Genomic DNA, 17,724 nt, shown 5'->3' on the forward strand with positions numbered 1-17,724 from the left:
AAAACGCGCTAGGCGAGTGCGGCCTCGAGAAGGTCGCCAAGCTGGTCGAGCTGCTCCGCCGACAACCCCGAGAACGAGGACGCGAAGACCGCGTCGACCGCGTCCTGGCCGGCGGCCCGCAGTCGCTCCCCGTCCTCGGTGAGCCGGTGGCGCACCGCCCTTCCCGGCCCGGGAAGGCGCTCGATGAACCCGCGCTCGGCCATGCGCACCGCCAGCGAGCCGAAGGACTGGTCGGTCTGGAAGGTCAGGACCGCGAGGTCGTGCAGGGACGCGTCCGGCTGCCGGTGCAGGTGACGCAGGGTGTCCCACTGCACGAGGGACAACCCGAGCGGGGCGAGCGCCTGGCTCAGCGCGCGGTGGTGGCGGTGCTGCAGGCGTTTCACGGCGAGCGCGACGTCAGCGGGGCGGTGCTTCACGACGGAGATCCTAACCATGTTGCTTACATAAGGAAGCTTATCTAAGGTTCCTTATATGGACACCATGGAACCTCGGACCTACCTGCTGCTGCACGGCGGAGGCGGCGTGCACACGATGACCGCGTTCGGAAACCTGCTGGCCGAACGCGCCGGCGCACGCGTGCTGGCGCCCACCCACCCCGGTTTCGGCGGCACTCCCCAGCCCGCGGAACTGACCGGCGTCACCGGCCTCGCCCGGCACTACGTCACGATGCTGGACGAGCTCGGCCTCACCGGCGTAACCGTGCTCGGCAACTCGTTCGGCGGCTGGCTGGCCGCGGAGATCGCCCTGTGCGCGAGCGCCCGCGTCAGCGCGGCCGTGATCGTCAACGGGATCGGCGTCGAGGTCGACGGCCACCCCGTGACCGACATCCGCGGCTTCACCCTCGCCGAGATCCAGGCGCACTCGTGGCACGACCCCGCCAAGGCACCCACGCCGTCCGGCACGGGACCGAGTCCTGACGTGCGGGCGCTCATCGGCTACACCGGCCCGTCGATGTCCGACCCGACCCTGCTCGACCGGCTCGGCGACGTGCGGATTCCCGTGCACGTGCTGTGGGGCGAGAGCGACCGCATCGTCGACGCCGCGTACGGCAAGGCCTACGCCGCCGCGATTCCGGGGTCGACGTTCACCCCGCTGCCCCGCACCGGCCACCTGCCGCAGCTCGAAACGCCGGAAGAACTGCTGGAGGCGCTCCTCGGCTAGAAGTGGTCCTTCTCCGTCAGCTCGTGCTCGATGGCGTCGGCACGGGCCACCAGCAGCGCGAGCGGGCGCTCGAACTCCTCCCGCACGCTCAGGTCCTCCAGCGGCACCACGTGCTTGAGCAGCGCGAGGCCGTCCACCACGGCCCCTCCGCCCACCTCCGGCGATCCGGCCAGTTCGAGGAAGCGGCGCAGGTCGACGTCGTCTGCGCGGCCGACGGGCGAGGAGATCTCCACCCACGCCGTGCCGTCCATGTCCGGCAGGTGGTGCACGGCGACCTGCTGCGTCCGCTCCCCCGTCGTGCCGAGCCGGAAGCGCAGCCAATCGTCGGTCTCCTCCAGCACCTCGTGCCGGAGCCGGACATAGTTGATCACTTCGATCCACGACGCCACGCCAGGACCCGCCCCTCACGCCACTTTCGCCGCTCTGCCGGTGACCACCGTAGAGCCAGGAGCCGCGTCAGTGGCGGAGACGCCCCGCCGCGAGCCTGCCGGAGATCAGCACCGGCGGGATGCCGACGCCCGGCGTGGTGCCGCTGCCGGCCAGCACCACGTTGCCGTCGCGGAACGGCAGGTTGCGCGGGCGGAACGGGCCGGTCTGGGTGAACGTGTGGGCCGCGGAGAACGGGGTGCCCGCGGCCTGGCCATCTCCGGCCCAGTCGTCCGGCGTCACCACGGCGAGTGGTTCGGCGTCGACGACGAGCTTGCGCGCCGCCATCTCGGCGACGAGTTCCCCGGCGTAGCGGTGGGCCGTCACGTCCCAGCGGATCGGGGCGCGGTCGAGGTTCGGGCACGGTGCCAGCAGGTACTGCAAATGCCTGCCAGGGGGCGCGAGGGCCGGGTCGGTCAGGGTCGGCGTGGTCAGCAGCAGCGACGGATCGCTCATCAGCTCGCCCCGCCGGATGATCTGGTCGAACGTGCTGTCCCAGGCACCGCCGAACGAGATCGTGTGGTGGGCGAGACCGTCGGCCACACGGGCGGCGGACAGATGCACCACGACCGCCGACGGCGACCACCGCAGCGACCTGATCCTGCGCGGCTCGCCCCGCAGCAACCGAGTGCTCTGAGCGGGACCACAAGCGAGCACGACCGCGTCGCACGGGAACCGGGTTTCGGCGGTCAGCACGGCGGACACGCGGTGCCCCGAACGTTCGAGCCGCACCACCTCCACGCCGTACTCGAACCGCGCACCCGCGCTCGCCGCCGCGTCGGCGAGCGCCTGCGGTACGGCACGCATTCCTCCGCGCGGGAACCAGACGCCGGCCACGGTGTCCATGTAGGCGATGACGGCGTAGGCGGCGAGTGCGTCTCGCGGTGCGACGCCGGCGTAGAGCGACTGGAAGGTGAAGACGCGCCGCAGCCGTTCGTCGTGCAGGAACCTGCCCACCGCCTTGGCGAGCGAGCCGAACCCGCCTAGCCCGGTCAGCGTGACGAGCTCCGGCCCGAGCAGGTCGAGCGGCGAGTCGAAGCTCGTGCCGATGAACTTCTCGCGTTCGGCCTCGTAGAGCCGGTGCAGCCACGCCCGCAGCTCGCGGTAGCCCCGCGCCTCCCGGCCACCGGCGAAGTCGCGGACCTCCTGCTCCATGCGGGCCGCGTCGGTGTGCACGTCGAGCGCGCTGCCGTCGGCGAACACCGCCCGGTAGGCCGGGTGCAGCGGCAGCAGCTCCAGGTGGTCCTCGCGCCGCGCGCAAACCGCGGCGAACGCCTCGTCCAGCAGCTCCGGCATGGTGAGCACGGTCGGGCCGGTGTCGATCAGATGGCCGGCGACGTCGAGCCTGCCCGCCAGGCCACCGGGGTGCGGGTGCCGTTCGACCACGGTCACCTCGTGCCCCGCCCCGCGCAGGTGCAACGCGGCCGACAGTCCCGCGAGACCGGCGCCCACGACGACCACGCGGTCCGTGCGGCCTTTCACGACGTGCACCACGGAGATCTCCCGTCGGATCGCTTGGGTCAGGCCGTTCGCGTGACGGCGCGGTTCGCCAGCCGGACCAGCACCCGGCGTGCCTCGTCCTCGATCACCGCGCGCTCCAGCGCGGCGAGGCCGGAGGTCGCGAGCAGGTCGATGTGCTCCTCGACGACGGCGACAGCTCCCAGTTCCACCAGCAGCGCGCGCACGTCGTCGACGGTCCGGTCGCTCACCGGGCCGCTGTCGAGGCAGCGCCGCAGCAGTCTCAGCGCGGCCGGCCTGTCCTGCGCGCGGGACAGCGCTACCGCCATCAGCGGCGTTCGCTTGCCCTCCCTGAGGTCCTCGCCGACGGGTTTGCCCGTGACCGAGGTGTCGCCGAACACGCCGATCAGGTCGTCGCGCAGCTGGAACGCCACCCCGATGTCGTGCCCGAACTCGCGCAGGCACGCCACGACGTCGGGACCCGCCCCGGCGAGCGCGGCACCGAGGTGCAGCGGGCGTTCCACCGTGTACGCGGCGGTCTTCAGCGCGGCCACCCGCACCGCGTGCTCCAGCGACTCGTCCCGCCGGGCGACGGCCAGCAGGTCGAGGTGCTGACCCACGATCATCTCCGTGCGCATGGCCTGCCATGGTTCCCACGCGCGGTGCAACGCGTCCGCGGGCAGCCCGGCGGTCACCAGGGCGTCGTCGGCCCACGCCAGCGCGAGGTCGCCGACCAGCATGGCCGCCGAATCGCCGTACTGGCGGGCACTTCCGGCCCACCGCTCGCGCCGGTGCCGCGCGGCGTACAGCTCGTGCACCGAGGGCCTGCCGCGACGGGTCGGTGAGCGGTCCATCACGTCGTCGTGGACCAACGCGCAGCACTGCAGCAGTTCTAACGCCACTAAGGCGCGCACCACGGCGTCCACCCGGGCCGTGCCACCCGCCGCCCGCCATCCCCACCACGCGAACGTCGGCCGGATTCTCTTTCCACCGGCCAGTACCATCCCCCGCAGGTGCGCGGCGAGCTCGGGCGCGTGGTCGAGCCTCGCGTGCAGGTGGTCATGCAGCGCCTGGTCGAAGAGGACGGCGAATTCGTCCACCTGCGACGTGCGAGCGTCCGCGCTGGTCAGCAGCGACATCGTCGCCCCCTCGGAAGTCGGCCTGGGTGATTTCGAGCTAAGCAGCGCCCTGAGCGGTCTGCATGATGAGTGCTGCTGTTGTGCGGACCGCAACTCGCGGACTTAGCGTTGAAGAATGTCGGCTGAGCGCGAACTGAACGCCGCGGGCGTCACCGCACCCGCACTGCGTGAGGCGTACCGGCGGTGCCGTGCGCTCAACGCCGAGCACGGGCGAACTTATTACCTGGCAACGAAGTTGCTCAGTGCGGAGCAACGGCCCGCTGTCCACGCTTTGTACGGGTTCGCCCGCTGGGTGGACGACATCGTCGACAACGTCCACAGTGGACTCGCGGAGAAGGCCGCCGCGCTCGACGGCATCGACGCTCGCCTCGGCGCCGCGCTGACGACCGGAACCACGGACGACCCGGTGCTGGCGGCGTTGCTCGACACCGTGCACCGCTACGACATCCCGGCGATGCATTTCCACGACTTCATGGCCTCGATGCGGATGGATCTCACGGTCACCGACTACCCCACCTACGCCCACCTCGAACGCTACGTGCACGGGTCCGCCGCCGTCATCGGGTTGCAGGTGCTGCCGGTGCTCGGCACGTGCGCGCCCCGCGAGGAAGCCGAACCCGCCGCCGCGGCGCTCGGCGTCGCCTTCCAGCTGACCAACTTCATCCGCGACGTCGGCGAGGACCTCGACCGGGGCCGGGTCTACCTGCCCGCGGACGAGCTGGCCGCGTTCGGCGTCGACAGGGAACGGCTGCTGCACGCGCGAGCCTCGGGCCGTGCCGACGGCCAAGTCCGTGCGGCGCTGCGTGACCAGGTGCGACGAGCGCGGGATGTGTACGCGAAGGCGTGGCCGGGTGTCGAGATGCTCGCGCCGCGCTCCCGGCCGTGCGTGATGACCGCGTACCGGCTGTACGGACGCATCCTCGACCTCGTCGAGAACGCCGACTGCGACGTGCTTTCACGCCGTGTCGTCGTTTCCAACGGCAGGCGGCTCGCCGTCGCACTGCCTGCACTCGCACGGGCGGTTCTCGCCCGCGCGGCTTGAAAGGAAGCTCATGCGCAACCGCATTCCGTTGCGGATCTACTCGAGCCCGCCGTGGCGCGAGCAGCGGCCGACGTGGCAGGACGCGAAGCCCGCGCTCATCGAGGCCGCGCTCAAACGCGCCACCGCCCGCCCGTCCGGCAACTGGTACGTCGCGGAGGCCAGCAGGGACGTGGTGCGCGGCAAGGTGTGCGGCCGCACCATCGCGGGCAGGGAGGTCGTGCTCTGGCGCGGCCCGCACGACGTGCTGATGGCGGGCTCCGGCTCCTGCCCGCACCTCGGCGCGCCGCTGTGCGACGGCGCCGTAGCCGGCGGCGAGCTGATCTGCCGCTGGCACGGGCTGGCGTTGAACGGCAAGCGCTTCGGCGCGTGGACGCCCTATCCCGCGCACGACGACGGCGTGCTCGTGTGGGTCCGGCTGGACGAGGCGGGCGGCGAGAAGCCACTGCCCGCGCCGGTGCTGCCCGCACGGCCGCCGGAAGGGTCGATCGACGCGGTCGCCACGCTGATCGGCCGCTGCGATCCCGAGGACGTGGTCGCGAACCGGCTCGACCCCTGGCACGGCGCGTGGTTCCACCCGTACTCGTTCGCCAACCTGCGGGTGCTGGAGACGCCGACCGAGGAGCTGGACCGCTTCCTGGTCGAGGTCACCTTCCGCCTGGCCGGACGGGTCGGCGTGCCCGTCGTCGCCGCATTCACCTGCCCCGAGCCGCGAACCGTCGTGATGCACATCGTCGAAGGCGAGGGTGAGGGCAGCGTCGTCGAGACGCACGCGACACCGATTCGCGAGGGCAGGACCGCCGTCGTGGAGGCGACCATCGCGCACTCGGACCGGCCGGGGTTCGCCCTGGCCAGGCCCCTCGCGGGCGCGCTGCGGCCGGTGATGCGGTGGGCGGCGGCCCGCTTGTGGCGCGACGACCTCGCCTACGCCGAACGCAGGTACGCCCTGCGGCGCGACGGCCGATTCCCGGACTGAGCCTGGCCGAGTTGAAACGATTTTGAGTCGATTTTAGGATGGTCACGTCACCGGGGGTTCCATTCGACGAAGGACGTGAGCCATGCCCGAACTGTCCCGTTTGCCACAGCCCGTCACCGAATCGTGGGACTGGCAGCTGTCCGGCCTGTGCCGAGGCATGAACAGCTCCGCCTTCTCCCACACGCCCAACGAACGCGGCGCCGCGCGCGACGCACGGGAAGCGGCGGCGAAGGCCATCTGCCAGCGGTGCCCGGTCATCGAGCAGTGCCGCGCGCACGCGTTGGAGGTGCACGAGACGTTCGGCATCTGGGGTGGACTCGGCGAGAGCGAGCTGCGGGCCGTCCTCGCCGAGCGTGCCCGCAAGTCGTGACCTCAGCCGTGTGTCCCGAGCACGGCGCGCGCCGCCCGGCGGCCCGAGTACAACGCGCCCTGGATGGAACTGGTGTCGCGGTGGTCGCCGCACACGTACCGCCGCTCACCCGCGCGAACGGACTGACGCAGCCGATGCGGCGCGTCCATCGCCGGCAACGCTCGTGGAATCTCGTAGTGCCGCAACACTTCCCACCGGCTCGCGTCGGTCCCGTAGAGGCGGCTCAGGTGCGCACGCACGTCCTGCTCGCTGGCGTCACCGAGCACGGAAGCCTGCACCAGCGGCGCGTGCGGCGAGTACGGACGCGACACCTCCGACATCACCGCCGTGTTCACCACCGGGCCTCCGCCGGCGTCCACGACCAGGCAGCCGTCGCGCAGCGGTGACCGCGTCGGCCGGAAGTACCAGGTGGTCACGCCGTTCCAGCGGGGTTCCGCCAGCCCCGGCAACAACCTGGCCGCAGTGGTGCCGTCCGTCGCCACCACAACCGCGTCGGCGGCGATCCGCCCGCCGTCCTCCAGATCCACTCCGGTGTCGTGCACAGCCCGCACGGCGGTCTCCAGCTGGACCGTCCCCGCGGGCAGACGTTCCGCCATCGCCTTGGGCAGCTCGCCCATGCCGAGCGCGGGCACGGCCGCGCCACCCCGCGCGAAGCTGCGCCAGACGAGGTGGAAGAACCGCGACGAGGTCCTCAGGCGCGGCTCGAGGAACACCCCGGCGAGGAACGGCCGGAACACCGCGTCCACAGCGCTCTCCGTGACGCCGAGGCGCCGCAGCTCGTCGCGGGTGGGGCGGTCGGGTGCGGCGAGCAACGGCCGCACCGGGCCGAAGGCGTCCCGCGCCGAGAACCCGGACAGCGCGGCCAGGTCACGCGCGCTCAGGACGTGCTGGCGCAGCAGGCCGTCCCACGCGCTGGGCCCGCTGCGCGGATCGGCCAGCAGGTCGTGCCTGCCGTTGTCGTGCACGAACACGCCGGGGCGCAGGTACCGCAACGGGAACGGTTCCAGCGCCAGCCGCTCCAGTTCCGGGTAGGCGGGCAGCAGGATCTGGAAGCCGCGGTCGAACCGGACGCCGTCCACCACGTCCGTGCGCACGCGGCCACCGACCTCGTCGCCCGCCTCCAGCACGGTGACCTCGGCGCCTGCCGCCACGAGTTCGAGCGCGGCGCTCAGGCCTGCCAGACCAGCTCCTACGACGACGATCACGGCTTCCTCCAGCGACACGCCACCGCACACAACAACGGCACGCGTCCCTTGGCCCGCGCACCCACCACGATCACAACGTTCCCCAACGGCGCGCCACCGCACACAGCACCAGCACCCCGCCCCTCACGCCCACCACGATCACAACGTCCTCCAACGCCGCGCCACCGCACGCAGCAGCGGCACCCGCCCCTGCGTAGGCACCGACCACAGATCAACCCCACCGACTCCCCAGCGGCTCAGCAGCTGGTTGGCGGCCGCGAACCCGGTGGTGGCGGCACGTTCCATCAACGCGACCGGCAGATCGACGCGCACCAGGTCACCCGCGACCACGAGGAACTCGTCCGGCGTCCGAACACCGGGCCGATCCGCGTATCCACCCGCCGGAAACAGCGGGCAGTCCTCGCGCAGCTCGTGCCGCTCGTCGACCACACCGGCGCGCTTGGTCTCCGGAAACACCTCGGTGAGCTGCTCCCAGAGCCGCCGCCGCGCGTCCTGCTCGTCCACATCGGACGGAAGGGCGTAACCGTGCAGCTCCACCACGGATCCGCCGGTGCGTGCCGACCACGCACGCGCCTCGTGCTCGTAGTGGTCGAGCACGCTGATGTTGTCGAGCAGGTCGAAACCGCTCGTGCCGACGAATCCCGGCCGGTCCGCGTCGACCGGCCAGTCGAGCCAGTACCGCGAAACGAGGAAGCGCGGCGCGGTCCGCAACGCCGCGACCCGGTCCCGCCACGCCGTGTCGCCGAGTCCTGGTGACGCCTCGACGACACCACGCAGGCCGCGGACGTCCGCGGCGAGCACCACGGCGTCGGCCTCGATCGCGCCGCTGCCGATCGTGACCGAGAACCGCTTCTCCTCGCCCGGCAACACCGACCTGACTTCGGCGCCGAACCGGATCGTCGCGCCCAGCGCGGCGAGATGGCGCCCCAGCGGCTCCCACAGACCGTGCGGGAACGGGTCCGCCGCCACGTCGAACAGCAGTCCCTCGCTGGAACCGAGGAAGTAGATGTGGAACATCACCGCGAGCTCGGCGGCCGACATCCGGCTGGGAGGGGCGAAGAAGCTGCGGGAGAACACCTCGAACGCGAGCGCGTGCGCGGCGCGGGGAAACCGCAGGCTTTCCAGGTAGGTCGCGGCGTCGATGTCGTCGAGCTCCTCGTACACCCGCGGCACCGACACGTCCAGCAGCGACAGCGCGGCGCGGGCGTCGACGTCCGGCAGGTCGCGCCAGCGGAACGTGGGGCTGCGGCGCAGGAACGCCAGCGCGTTGCGGGGCACGGCGGTCGGCAGCCCGGCGAACGAGTCGCGGTGGCCGGAGGCGTGCCACAGCGGGTAGTCCGGCAGGCCGGTCAGCGCGCGGCCGGACGGGTCCGCCCGGCGCAGCAAGGCCCGCAGGTTGTAGTACTGCCGGAAGAACGCGTGGAAGCCGCGCGTCATGGTGACTTCACTGCCGTCCGCGAGCCGGGTGCTCCAGCCGCCGGCACGTCCGCCGAGGTAGTTCTCGCGTTCGCAGAGCACGACGCGTGCCCCGCGTTCCGCGAGCGGTGTCGCCGCGGCGAGACCGGCGATCCCGCCGCCCACCACGACCACGACGGGAGCGTCACCGGAGAACTGCGCTCGGCCGGCGGGCGCGGGAACGCGCACCGCCCTGGGATCTCTCACCGCGGCTGCTCCTGTTCTGGTGCGTGACCGGCGAAGGTGTGCACGACGCCGAGCTGCAGGCCCGGCACCGGTGCACTGCGCACGCCGACGAAACCGTTGCGCCGCAGACGATCTCGCAATGCACCTGCGCCGTCGAAGTCGAGCACGCTGCGCCAGAGGTAGGTGTAGAGCGACCGGTCGCCGGTCACGAGCCAGCCGACCGGCACGATCACCCCGCACAGCAGCGTCCACAACGCCGTGCTGAGCCACGAGTCCCGCACCGAATACTCGTGCAACACCAGTGGTGCACCGGGTTTCAGCAGCTCGCGCACGTGCCGCAGGGTGGCGTCCGGGTCCGGCAGGTTCCGCACCAGGTAGGCCGCGAACACCGCGTCGAACCGGCCTTCGTCCACGTCCTCCGCCCGGCTGTGCACGAACCGCACGTTCGGCGGCCAGCGTTTCAGCCGCGCCCGCGCGAGCATTCCCTCCGACGCGTCCACCGCGACGATCTCCAGGCCGCGCACGGCCGCCACCAGCGCCGCGGTCGAGGCACCTGTGCCGCAGCCTAGGTCGAGCACCCTCATGCCCGGCAGCAGCCCCAGCTCCCGTGCCGACCGGCGCAACGCCTGGTGGTAGCCGGGGTTGAGCCCGACGAGAAGATCGTAGCCGCGTGCGGCCCGGTCGAACTTCCCCGGCACCTCAAGCTTGTTCACGTGCCGCCCTTCTCCGTTCCCACAGGAGCAACACCGCGGTGATCATGGCGAAGCCGTAGAGGAAGTCCTCGACGGGAATGTCCCAGGGCGCGCGCACTCCGCTGATGGCCCAGTCGGCGTACAGCACGACCGGCGCGTCGAGCTTCGTCAGCCACCCGTCCACGGGCACCTGGAACCCGAGCACGATCACCATCGTGATCCAGTAGGCGGGCCTGCGGAACAGCCCTGTGCGCAGCACGCACAGCTCCAGCAGGACGACGGCGACGGCCGCAGCCGAGGCGGCGAACAGGTACTCCTCAACCATTCGGCAGCCAACGTTCCGAAGGCCCCCGCACCGCCTCGTACGTCAGCAGCGCGCAGAGCGGGATGGCCACGAAGAAGAGGACCTCCTCGATCGGCAGCACGCCGCCGATCGCCACGCCCGTGGTGGCCTCGGGGTGGAAACTCCAGTGCCCGCGCAGGATCGCGACGACGTCCCACACGACGAGCACGACCAGCACCGGCGCGACCGCCCGCACCACGTCCGGCGCCCGCCGGTAGACACCGCGGCCCATCCACTCCAGCGGCATCGTGATGAGCAGGCACACGCCCAGCACCGCCAGGTACTCGTACTGGCTCCGCATCACTCACCTCCTGCAACGACCGTATGGGCGCGGCGGCGGGTCTGCACAACAGCGCGATTCCCGGCCACCCGGACCACAGAGGACTGGGCCGTACGCCTCGCGGACCAATTAGGCGCGAAACTTCTTGCATCGCTTCCCGGTAGGGCCCCGGACTGGTACGACCGGGTGAACAACCCTGCAGCAAGGAGACAACGTGGTTTCCTCGGCTCTTCGCGTCCTGCTCATCTCCGTGCTGGTCGCCGCCGTGTGCACACCCGTGCAAGGATTTGCGGCCCCACCGGGCAACAAGGACGTCACCGTCACCCTGTTCCAATGGCCGTTCGCCCGCGTGGCGTCGGAGTGCACCGGCGTACTGGGCCCCAAGGGCTACGGCTACGTGGAGGTGTCCCCTGCCACCGAACACGTGCAGGGCCCGCAGTGGTGGACCTCGTACCAGCCCGTCAGCTACCGGCTCGCGGGCCGCCTCGGCGACGAGACCGCCTTCCGGAACATGATCACGACCTGTCACGGCGCGGGCGTCAAGGTGATCGCCGACGCCGTGATCAACCACATGAGCGCCGGATCCGGCGCGGGCACCGGTGGGTCGAGCTACTCCAAGTACAACTATCCGGGCGTGTACAGCGACTGGGACTTCCACTCGTGCCGCTCGCACATCAACAACTACCAGGACCGCTACAACGTCCAGAACTGCGAGCTCGTCGGGCTGTCCGACCTGGACACCGGCAGCGAGTACGTGCGGGGTGCGATCGCCGGGTACCTCAACCGGCTCATCGCCATGGGCGTGGACGGCTTCCGGATCGACGCGGCCAAGCACATCCCCGCCGCCGACATGAGCGCCATCAAGGCCAAGCTGACCAACCCGAACATCTTCTGGGTGCACGAGGTCATCTACGGCGCCGGCGAAGCGGTTCAGCCCGGTGAGTACACCGGCTCCGGTGACGTGGACGAGTTCCGCTACGCCTACGACCTCAAGCGGATCTTCCAGTACGAGAACCTGGCCTACCTGCGCACGTTCGGCCAGTCGTGGGGCTTCCTGCCCAGCGGCCAGGCTCGGCCGTTCGTCGACAACTGGGACACCGAACGCAACGGTTCCACGCTGTCCTACAAGGACAACTCCACCTACACACTGGCGAACGTGTTCATGCTCGCATGGAACTACGGTGCGCCCCAGGTGTATTCGGGCTACGAGTTCAGCGACAAGGACGCGGGCCCGCCCGGCAGCTCCGTCTGCTTCAGCGGCTGGAAGTGCCAGCACCTGTGGACCCAGATCGCGAACATGGTCGCCTTCCGCAACACCGTCGCCGGCACCGGCGTGAACAACTGGTGGGACAACGGCTACGACGCCATCGCGTTCGGCCGCGGTGACAAGGGGTTCGTCGCGATCAACCGCGAGACCTTCCCGGTGACGCACACGTTCCAGACCTCGCTGCCCGCCGGTACGTACTGCAACGTCCAGGAGAACGGCTGCGTGCGCGTCACCGTCGACTCGGCGGGCGGGTTCACCGCCACGCTGGGTGCGGGCACCGCGCTCGCGCTGCACGTCAACGCGAGGGGGTGACCGGGTCTCAGCGCGCTGAGCGGCCGCCGGCGAGTGTGGCGAGCGAACGCAGGAACGGATCGCGGTCGGCTTCCGGCAGCCGGGCCAGCACCTCGTCGTAGAGGACGGCCAGCGCGTGCTCGGTGGACGCGACGAGCTCGCGTCCCTCGTCGGTCACCTCGACGACGCGGGCACGACGGTCCTTTTGCGACGGTTTGCGTGTGGCGAGACCGTCCTTCTCCAGCGCGTCGACGGTGTGCACCATCGTGGACTTGTCGAGGCAGGCGAGGTCGGCGATCTCGCCCTGCGTCTTCTCGCCCTCGTCCGCGCACATCAGCACGCTGACCGCCCGCAACGACGTGCCCGTCCCCTCCAGCCGCTGAGCCGCCATCAGGTCGATGTCGCGGCTCAGCAGCTGGAGCTGGACGATCAGCTCGCTCGTGGTTCGGGCGGGGTCCATACCCCGAGCCTACTGGCCGGTTCGGTAGTCCAGGTCGGTGTCGCTGCCGGGCCGGAACGCCCGCACCGTCAGCTCATACCCATGTGCACGGACACCGCGTAGTTCCCGTCCCGGAACTCTTCCCGGTCCCACGTGGCGAACCGCTCGACGAGCCTCAGCCCGGCCAGCGCGCAGTGCTCGTCGTACTCCTCGGCCGTGTAGCCGCGATCGAGGCTGAACCCGGCGACCAGCACGCCGCCCACGTGCCGCGCCACGCCCGCGACCAGCTTGTCCTGCGTACCGGGCGCGGTGAACAGCGGCACGTTGCCCGCCATGATCACGACGTCGAACGTGCGCCCCAGGTCGAGTTCGGCCAGGTCGGACCGCACCCACGTGATGCCGGGCGCCGTCTGCCGCGCATGGGCGAGCATCGACTCGTCCAGGTCCGCGCCGACGACCTCGATGCCGTGCCTGGCCAGTTCGATCGCGACCCGCCCGGTGCCGCATCCCGCGTCCAGCACGGTCTTCGGCTCGTAGGCGCGCACGAACTTCGCCTCGCCGTGCACGTCCATCCCCGACTCGGCGAGCGAGTCGAACCTGCGCTGGTACTCAGCCCCGTTCCACACGCGTCCCAGCATAGATCCGAAGATCGGCGGATACCGCACCTGCGAGAGCGCTGCCAAGGTCGAGTGCATGACGCGCTTTCTGCTGGCAGTGGCGTTGTTGGTGGCGGCGGCCTCACCTGCCCAGGCCGCACCGGCCCGATGGGTCGGCACCTGGGCCACCGCACCGTCTTCCGCCGTCCCCGGAACCGAGAACGGCTACCCGAACCACACCATGCGCAACATCGTGCACGTCAGCGCGGGCGGCAAGGAGATCCGCGTCCGCCTCTCCAACGCCTACGGCCGCACGCCGATCCTGTTCGGCCAGGTGACCGTGGCCCGCGCGGCCGGCCCGGACACACCGCTCGCGTTGCCCGGCACCATGCGCACCCTGACGTTCGGCGGCTCCCAGTCGATCACCGCCCCGGCCGGCGCCGACGTGATCAGCGACGGCGTGGCCCTGAACGTCCCGGCCGACTCCGACCTCCTGGTCAGCGTCTTCACCCCGTCGCCAGGCGGCCCGGTGACCCACCACCAGCTCACGATGCAGAACTCCTACTTCACCCGCGACGGCAACCACGCGGCCGACGAGTCCGCCGCGGCCTTCCGCGAACGCACCACCAACTGGCACTACGTCTCGGGCGTGGACGTCCGCTCGTCCACCCTGCGCGGCAGCGTCGTGGCGCTCGGCGACTCGATCACCGACGGCGCCAACTCGACCTGGGGCGCCAACCTCCGCTGGCCCGACCAGCTCGCCGACCGCGTCAACACCCGCCTGGGCGTGCTCAACGCGGGCATCAGCGGCAACCGCCTCCTGCGCGACGGCGACTGGGCCGGCCCCAACGCCCTGGCGCGTCTCAACCGCGACGTGCTGACCCAGTCCGGCGTCCGCACGGTCATCGTCCTCGAGGGCATCAACGACATCCAGCAGACCCCGCACGAGACCGACCCCGCCAAGATCATCGCCGCGCTGAAGCAGATCGCGTCCCGTTCCCACGACCGCGGCCTGCGCGTCATCGGCGCCACCATCACGCCGTTCAAGGGCTGGCGCAGCTACACCGAGGAGCTCGAGTCGGTGCGGCAGGCCGTGAACGCGTTCATCCGCACCAGCCCCGACTTCGACGCCGTCGTGGACTTCGACCAGGTCATCCGGGATCCGGCGGACCCGCAGCGGATCCGGCCCGACTACGACCAGGGAGATCACCTGCACCCCGGTGACAAGGGGTTCGAGGCGATGGCGAAGGCGGTCCGGATCGCCACGTTGTGAGCTGGTCGAGTGCGCCCGGCCGATGATCTTCGTGGCCCTCGTCCGCTGACGGGCGAGGGCCACGGCGCCGTGATTCCACGCGGGACAGAATGTGAGTGATCAGCCCTTCATCCAGCGGTACTGCAGGTGCACCTCCCACGGCTTCACGACGCGATCGAGGAACATCAGGCTGTCCATCCGGCAGTTGCAGGCGTTGCCCTCACGAGTGTTCTGCGGGTAGCTGCCCCCGATCTTGATCCCACGCGGATCCGTGGCGACGCCAGATCCGGCTCCGGCTCACCTGCCAGCTTCCACGGGTCACCCGCCACGACGTACTTGCCCGTCAGCGGCTTTCCGTTGCGGTACAACGCCATCGCGCCCGTGTCGAAGTCGAACGTCGCCGCGAGGAACACCCACTCGTTCTGAGGCAGCAGCTTCTTCCAGTCTTCCGTCGCCGCGAACGTTTGCGACTCACCGCCGTCGATCCGCCGCGCCAGTGCGACGAGCTTCAGTTCGCCGTCGACCCCGATCAGCTCCAGCAGCGCGCGCACCGCGTGGCCGTTGGAGTCGCCGGAGAGCACACCCGCGAGGCCGACAGCGCCGTAGAAGTCGTCCGGGTTGGCCGAGTTGGAGTTCGGGGCCGGGTTCTGGCCCGTCATCTTCACCCAGCCCATGATCGACGCCTGGCGCGTGCCGTTGAACGCCCGCAGGCTCGGCACGCCGGTTTCGTTGTAAAGGCCGGCCTTCCAGTCGTCGTTGCCGGCGGCAGCGGGGTTGATCTGCTTGAGCTGCATCGACGTGCGGCTGTGCCGGAACGCTCCGTCTCGTACGCGCATGCCGGCGCCACCGTTGATCAACGACAGCTGTGTGCCCGAGCGGCCTCTGTCCTGTTCCAGGGCCTTGTCGCCACGCACCGGGTGTTCGAAGTCGTAGTACGACACCAGGTTGCGCGACAGCGTGGGCAGGACGGTGCCGAACGTGGCCTGTGCCGGGGTGGCCAGGCTGACGCAGAACGCGGTGACCAGCCCGGTCACGAACAGTCGCCTCATCGGTCCACTCCGGTTCCTCGCACGCGCAGGTCGCGCAGTCTGCCGATGTTGTCGAACGAGCCGAAGCCGACGCGGCCGGACGAGAACGTCTTGTCCACGGCGGTCATCAGCGGGTAGGGCGAACCGTCCACGTACACGGCGATCTCCCCGGTTCCGCTGCAGTGCTTGACTCGCACGCGATGCCACGCCGTGTCCGACACCGCGGGCGGGGCACCGACGGAACGTGCGGCGTCCCATTGGTGATCGAGGCGCAGCCGGTCCGCGTGGTTGACGACGAAGATCCCGTTGTGCGGGTAGATCTTGTTGTCCGACGACAGATGCGCGTAGTAGAACTCGCTGTCCGAGCGGTGGCCGAACACGATGATCACGTCGCGGTTGGACTCCGACACCGGGGTGTCGAGCCGCACGGACGCGTCGAACTGCACCGACCCGAACGCCGGGCCCTTCTTCAGCACCGCGTACTCGAACGGCCGGCGCGGGCCCGGACGCGCGATTCCCGGTTGTGCCAGCACTACTTCACGGCCGGGGAACTGCCACAGCGCAGGCGTGACCGGCTCCCACCACCGTGCGGACGTGGCACCGGCGACGAAGTCGTGGCCCGCGCGGCAGGAGGCGAAGGTGCGGGCACCCGTCACCTTCCAGATCTTGCCGTTCGCCTTGGCCAGCACGTAGAGCTCGCCGGCCGCGTCCTGGCCGAAGCGGAGGTCGACGCGGTTCGGGTCGTTCACGAGTGCCTTGAGCGTGGTCAGCCGGCCATACGCGTAGACCATCATCTCGCGCGTCGCGGCCATCGGCCGGCCCAGCCGCATCTCGCGTTCCTCGGCGTAGTAGATGAGGCCTTTCACGCCCTCGCCATAGATGTACTTGCCGCGCAACGAAGGGATCTTGGAGCCGCGGTAGACGAAGCCGCCCATCAACGCGTTTCCGCTGTCCGCGCAGGGCCGCGAGGAGGCGAGCCGGTTGTGGTCGAACGCCGCGACGGGATAGGTGTAGCCGTACTTCGCGTCGTCGGCGGGCAGCGGGAACACACCGCAGGACGGGTCGCCGCGCCGGAACTCCCAGATGCCCTCGCGTTCGCTCCAGCCCAGGTTGGCACCCTTGCGCACCTCGTACACGGAGTCGACGGCCTTCTCGCCGATGTGGCCGAGGAACATCCTGTGCGAGCCGCCCGCGTCCCAGCTGAAGCGGTACGGATCGCGCATGCCGTAGGCGTAGATCTCACCCAGCGCACCGGCACGGGACAGGAACGGGTTCGACCGCGGGATGCCGTACTGACCGTTCACTCCGTTGCGACCGGCCGGGTCGATGCGCAGGATCTTGCCCTGCGGCAGCCCCAGATCCTGCGGCACCGTCGACGACACCCCGATACCGCCGTCACCCGACGCGATGTACAGCAGGCCGTGGTCCTCGTTCCACCAGCGCGCGGTCGGGTTGAAGCCGATCTCCTGGAAGCCGTGGATGAACGTGGCGTAGCCGACGCGCAGGATCTCGCGGCGGGGGCCGGAGAAGACGTCGGCGCGAGGGTCTGACGCGGTCCACTCGGTGATCACGCCGTGCACCTGCATGCCGGCCGGTGAAGGCAGATCCGGCTTCTTCGTCGTCAGCGCGGCACCGGTTTCGGTGTGCACGGTGTAGAACTTGCCGTTGCGCTTGAAGTTCGGGTGGAACGCCGCGAAGCCGAACCCGCTGCCCAGACCGCGATGGGTGTGGAAGTCCGGGCCCACCGCCGCGCCCAGATCGAGGTACGCGTGCTGAACCCCGTTGTCCAGCAGGTAGAGCTTGCCGTTCATGTCGGGCACGAACAGGCGGCCCGAGCCGTCGGGCACCTCGCCGAGGTGGTTGATCCGGTTGTGGCGGCGCAGGCGGGCATCGGTCGGCGGCGGCACGGGCCTGGACTCCGGCAGCTGCGCGACCTCGGTCAGCTCCAGGCCGATGCCCGACGTTCCCGGCGTGGGCAACGGGTCGGCGATCGGCGCGCCGGGCTGGGCCGACGCGATGGGCACGAACAACGCTGAGAGCACGAATGTTGTGGCAGCCAAGCGAGACAACCGTCTGGACATCCCCACCACCCTGTGGGTCAGGCCGTGGCAGCACGGCAGC

At 70.4% G+C, this 17,724-nt stretch carries 19 protein-coding genes; 6 read left to right on the plus strand and 13 right to left on the minus strand.

Going from position 1 to position 17,724, the window contains the following annotated elements:
• Positions 1 to 8: 8 nt before the first annotated feature.
• Positions 9 to 416 carry a MarR family winged helix-turn-helix transcriptional regulator gene (locus C8D87_RS06760; protein WP_109636170.1) on the minus strand — a complete coding sequence of 136 codons (408 nt, stop codon included), beginning with the start codon at positions 414 to 416 and terminating at the stop codon, positions 9 to 11.
• A gap of 55 nt (positions 417 to 471) precedes the next feature.
• Between C8D87_RS06760 and C8D87_RS06765 the strand changes: the two genes are divergently transcribed.
• Positions 472 to 1,161, plus strand: coding sequence for an alpha/beta fold hydrolase (locus C8D87_RS06765; protein ID WP_112225926.1), 690 nt, complete (start codon positions 472 to 474; stop codon positions 1,159 to 1,161).
• Here the strand turns inward: C8D87_RS06765 and C8D87_RS06770 are convergent.
• The 3 genes from C8D87_RS06770 to C8D87_RS06780 form a co-directional block, all read right to left on the minus strand.
• Positions 1,158 to 1,550 carry a hypothetical protein gene (locus tag C8D87_RS06770; RefSeq protein WP_109636167.1) on the minus strand — a complete coding sequence of 131 codons (393 nt, stop codon included), beginning with the start codon at positions 1,548 to 1,550 and terminating at the stop codon, positions 1,158 to 1,160. The genes C8D87_RS06765 and C8D87_RS06770 overlap by 4 nt on opposite strands.
• A 67-nt stretch (positions 1,551 to 1,617) precedes the next feature.
• Entirely contained in the window at positions 1,618 to 3,078 is a 1,461-nt protein-coding gene (gene crtI, locus C8D87_RS06775) for a phytoene desaturase family protein (RefSeq protein ID WP_215732263.1), read from the minus strand.
• A gap of 29 nt (positions 3,079 to 3,107) precedes the next feature.
• Entirely contained in the window at positions 3,108 to 4,184 is a 1,077-nt protein-coding gene (locus C8D87_RS06780) for a polyprenyl synthetase family protein (RefSeq protein ID WP_112225928.1), read from the minus strand.
• A gap of 115 nt (positions 4,185 to 4,299) precedes the next feature.
• On the opposite strand from C8D87_RS06780, the gene C8D87_RS06785 reads away from it, so the two are divergent.
• From C8D87_RS06785 to C8D87_RS06795, 3 genes are all read left to right on the plus strand, one after another.
• Entirely contained in the window at positions 4,300 to 5,226 is a 927-nt protein-coding gene (locus tag C8D87_RS06785) for a phytoene/squalene synthase family protein (RefSeq protein ID WP_109636163.1), read from the plus strand.
• Between the two features lie 10 nt (positions 5,227 to 5,236).
• The gene (locus tag C8D87_RS06790) at positions 5,237 to 6,199 is read left to right on the plus strand and encodes a DUF5914 domain-containing protein (protein ID WP_112225929.1); all 963 of its coding nucleotides are present in this window, start codon (positions 5,237 to 5,239) and stop codon (positions 6,197 to 6,199) included.
• An 82-nt stretch (positions 6,200 to 6,281) separates the two neighbouring features.
• Entirely contained in the window at positions 6,282 to 6,569 is a 288-nt protein-coding gene (locus C8D87_RS06795) for a WhiB family transcriptional regulator (protein ID WP_112225930.1), read from the plus strand.
• A gap of 2 nt (positions 6,570 to 6,571) precedes the next feature.
• On the opposite strand, the gene C8D87_RS06800 is transcribed toward C8D87_RS06795, so the two are convergent.
• The 5 genes from C8D87_RS06800 to C8D87_RS06820 form a co-directional block, all read right to left on the minus strand.
• Entirely contained in the window at positions 6,572 to 7,792 is a 1,221-nt protein-coding gene (locus tag C8D87_RS06800) for an NAD(P)/FAD-dependent oxidoreductase (protein ID WP_112225931.1), read from the minus strand.
• A 120-nt stretch (positions 7,793 to 7,912) separates the two neighbouring features.
• The gene (locus C8D87_RS06805; RefSeq protein ID WP_112225932.1) at positions 7,913 to 9,436 is read right to left on the minus strand and encodes an FAD-dependent oxidoreductase; all 1,524 of its coding nucleotides are present in this window, start codon (positions 9,434 to 9,436) and stop codon (positions 7,913 to 7,915) included.
• Positions 9,433 to 10,128, minus strand: coding sequence for a class I SAM-dependent methyltransferase (locus C8D87_RS06810; RefSeq protein WP_112225933.1), 696 nt, complete (start codon positions 10,126 to 10,128; stop codon positions 9,433 to 9,435). The genes C8D87_RS06805 and C8D87_RS06810 overlap by 4 nt, the downstream gene beginning before the upstream one ends.
• Positions 10,115 to 10,432, minus strand: a complete 318-nt coding sequence (locus C8D87_RS06815; protein ID WP_109636150.1) for a lycopene cyclase domain-containing protein — start codon at positions 10,430 to 10,432, stop codon at positions 10,115 to 10,117. Before C8D87_RS06815 ends, C8D87_RS06810 begins: the two co-directional genes overlap by 14 nt.
• Positions 10,425 to 10,751, minus strand: coding sequence for a lycopene cyclase domain-containing protein (locus tag C8D87_RS06820; protein WP_109636148.1), 327 nt, complete (start codon positions 10,749 to 10,751; stop codon positions 10,425 to 10,427). Before C8D87_RS06820 ends, C8D87_RS06815 begins: the two co-directional genes overlap by 8 nt.
• Before the next feature lie 193 nt (positions 10,752 to 10,944).
• On the opposite strand from C8D87_RS06820, the gene C8D87_RS06825 reads away from it, so the two are divergent.
• Positions 10,945 to 12,309 (plus strand): alpha-amylase, encoded by a 1,365-nt coding sequence (locus tag C8D87_RS06825; RefSeq protein ID WP_112225934.1) that lies wholly within the window; start codon positions 10,945 to 10,947, stop codon positions 12,307 to 12,309.
• A gap of 7 nt (positions 12,310 to 12,316) precedes the next feature.
• Here C8D87_RS06825 and C8D87_RS06830 read toward each other — a convergent pair whose 3' ends face one another.
• Complete coding sequence (locus tag C8D87_RS06830; RefSeq protein ID WP_112225935.1) at positions 12,317 to 12,748, minus strand: MarR family winged helix-turn-helix transcriptional regulator; 432 nt, start codon at positions 12,746 to 12,748, stop codon at positions 12,317 to 12,319.
• Between the two features lie 68 nt (positions 12,749 to 12,816).
• Positions 12,817 to 13,353: a class I SAM-dependent methyltransferase gene (locus C8D87_RS06835; protein ID WP_233441934.1), complete on the minus strand. Its 537-nt coding sequence runs from the start codon at positions 13,351 to 13,353 to the stop codon at positions 12,817 to 12,819.
• Positions 13,354 to 13,420: 67 nt separating this feature from the next.
• Here C8D87_RS06835 and C8D87_RS06840 point away from each other — a divergent pair, with 67 nt between their 5' ends.
• Positions 13,421 to 14,596: an SGNH/GDSL hydrolase family protein gene (locus C8D87_RS06840; RefSeq protein WP_112225937.1), complete on the plus strand. Its 1,176-nt coding sequence runs from the start codon at positions 13,421 to 13,423 to the stop codon at positions 14,594 to 14,596.
• 164 nt (positions 14,597 to 14,760) lie between these two features.
• Here C8D87_RS06840 and C8D87_RS06845 read toward each other — a convergent pair whose 3' ends face one another.
• Entirely contained in the window at positions 14,761 to 15,624 is an 864-nt protein-coding gene (locus C8D87_RS06845; RefSeq protein WP_112225938.1) for a hypothetical protein, read from the minus strand.
• Positions 15,621 to 17,663, minus strand: a complete 2,043-nt coding sequence (locus tag C8D87_RS06850) for a PQQ-dependent sugar dehydrogenase (RefSeq protein ID WP_233441936.1) — start codon at positions 17,661 to 17,663, stop codon at positions 15,621 to 15,623. Before C8D87_RS06850 ends, C8D87_RS06845 begins: the two co-directional genes overlap by 4 nt.
• Positions 17,664 to 17,724 lie beyond the last annotated feature (61 nt).

The organism is Lentzea atacamensis (assembly GCF_003269295.1).
Lineage (GTDB): Bacteria > Actinomycetota > Actinomycetes > Mycobacteriales > Pseudonocardiaceae > Lentzea > Lentzea atacamensis.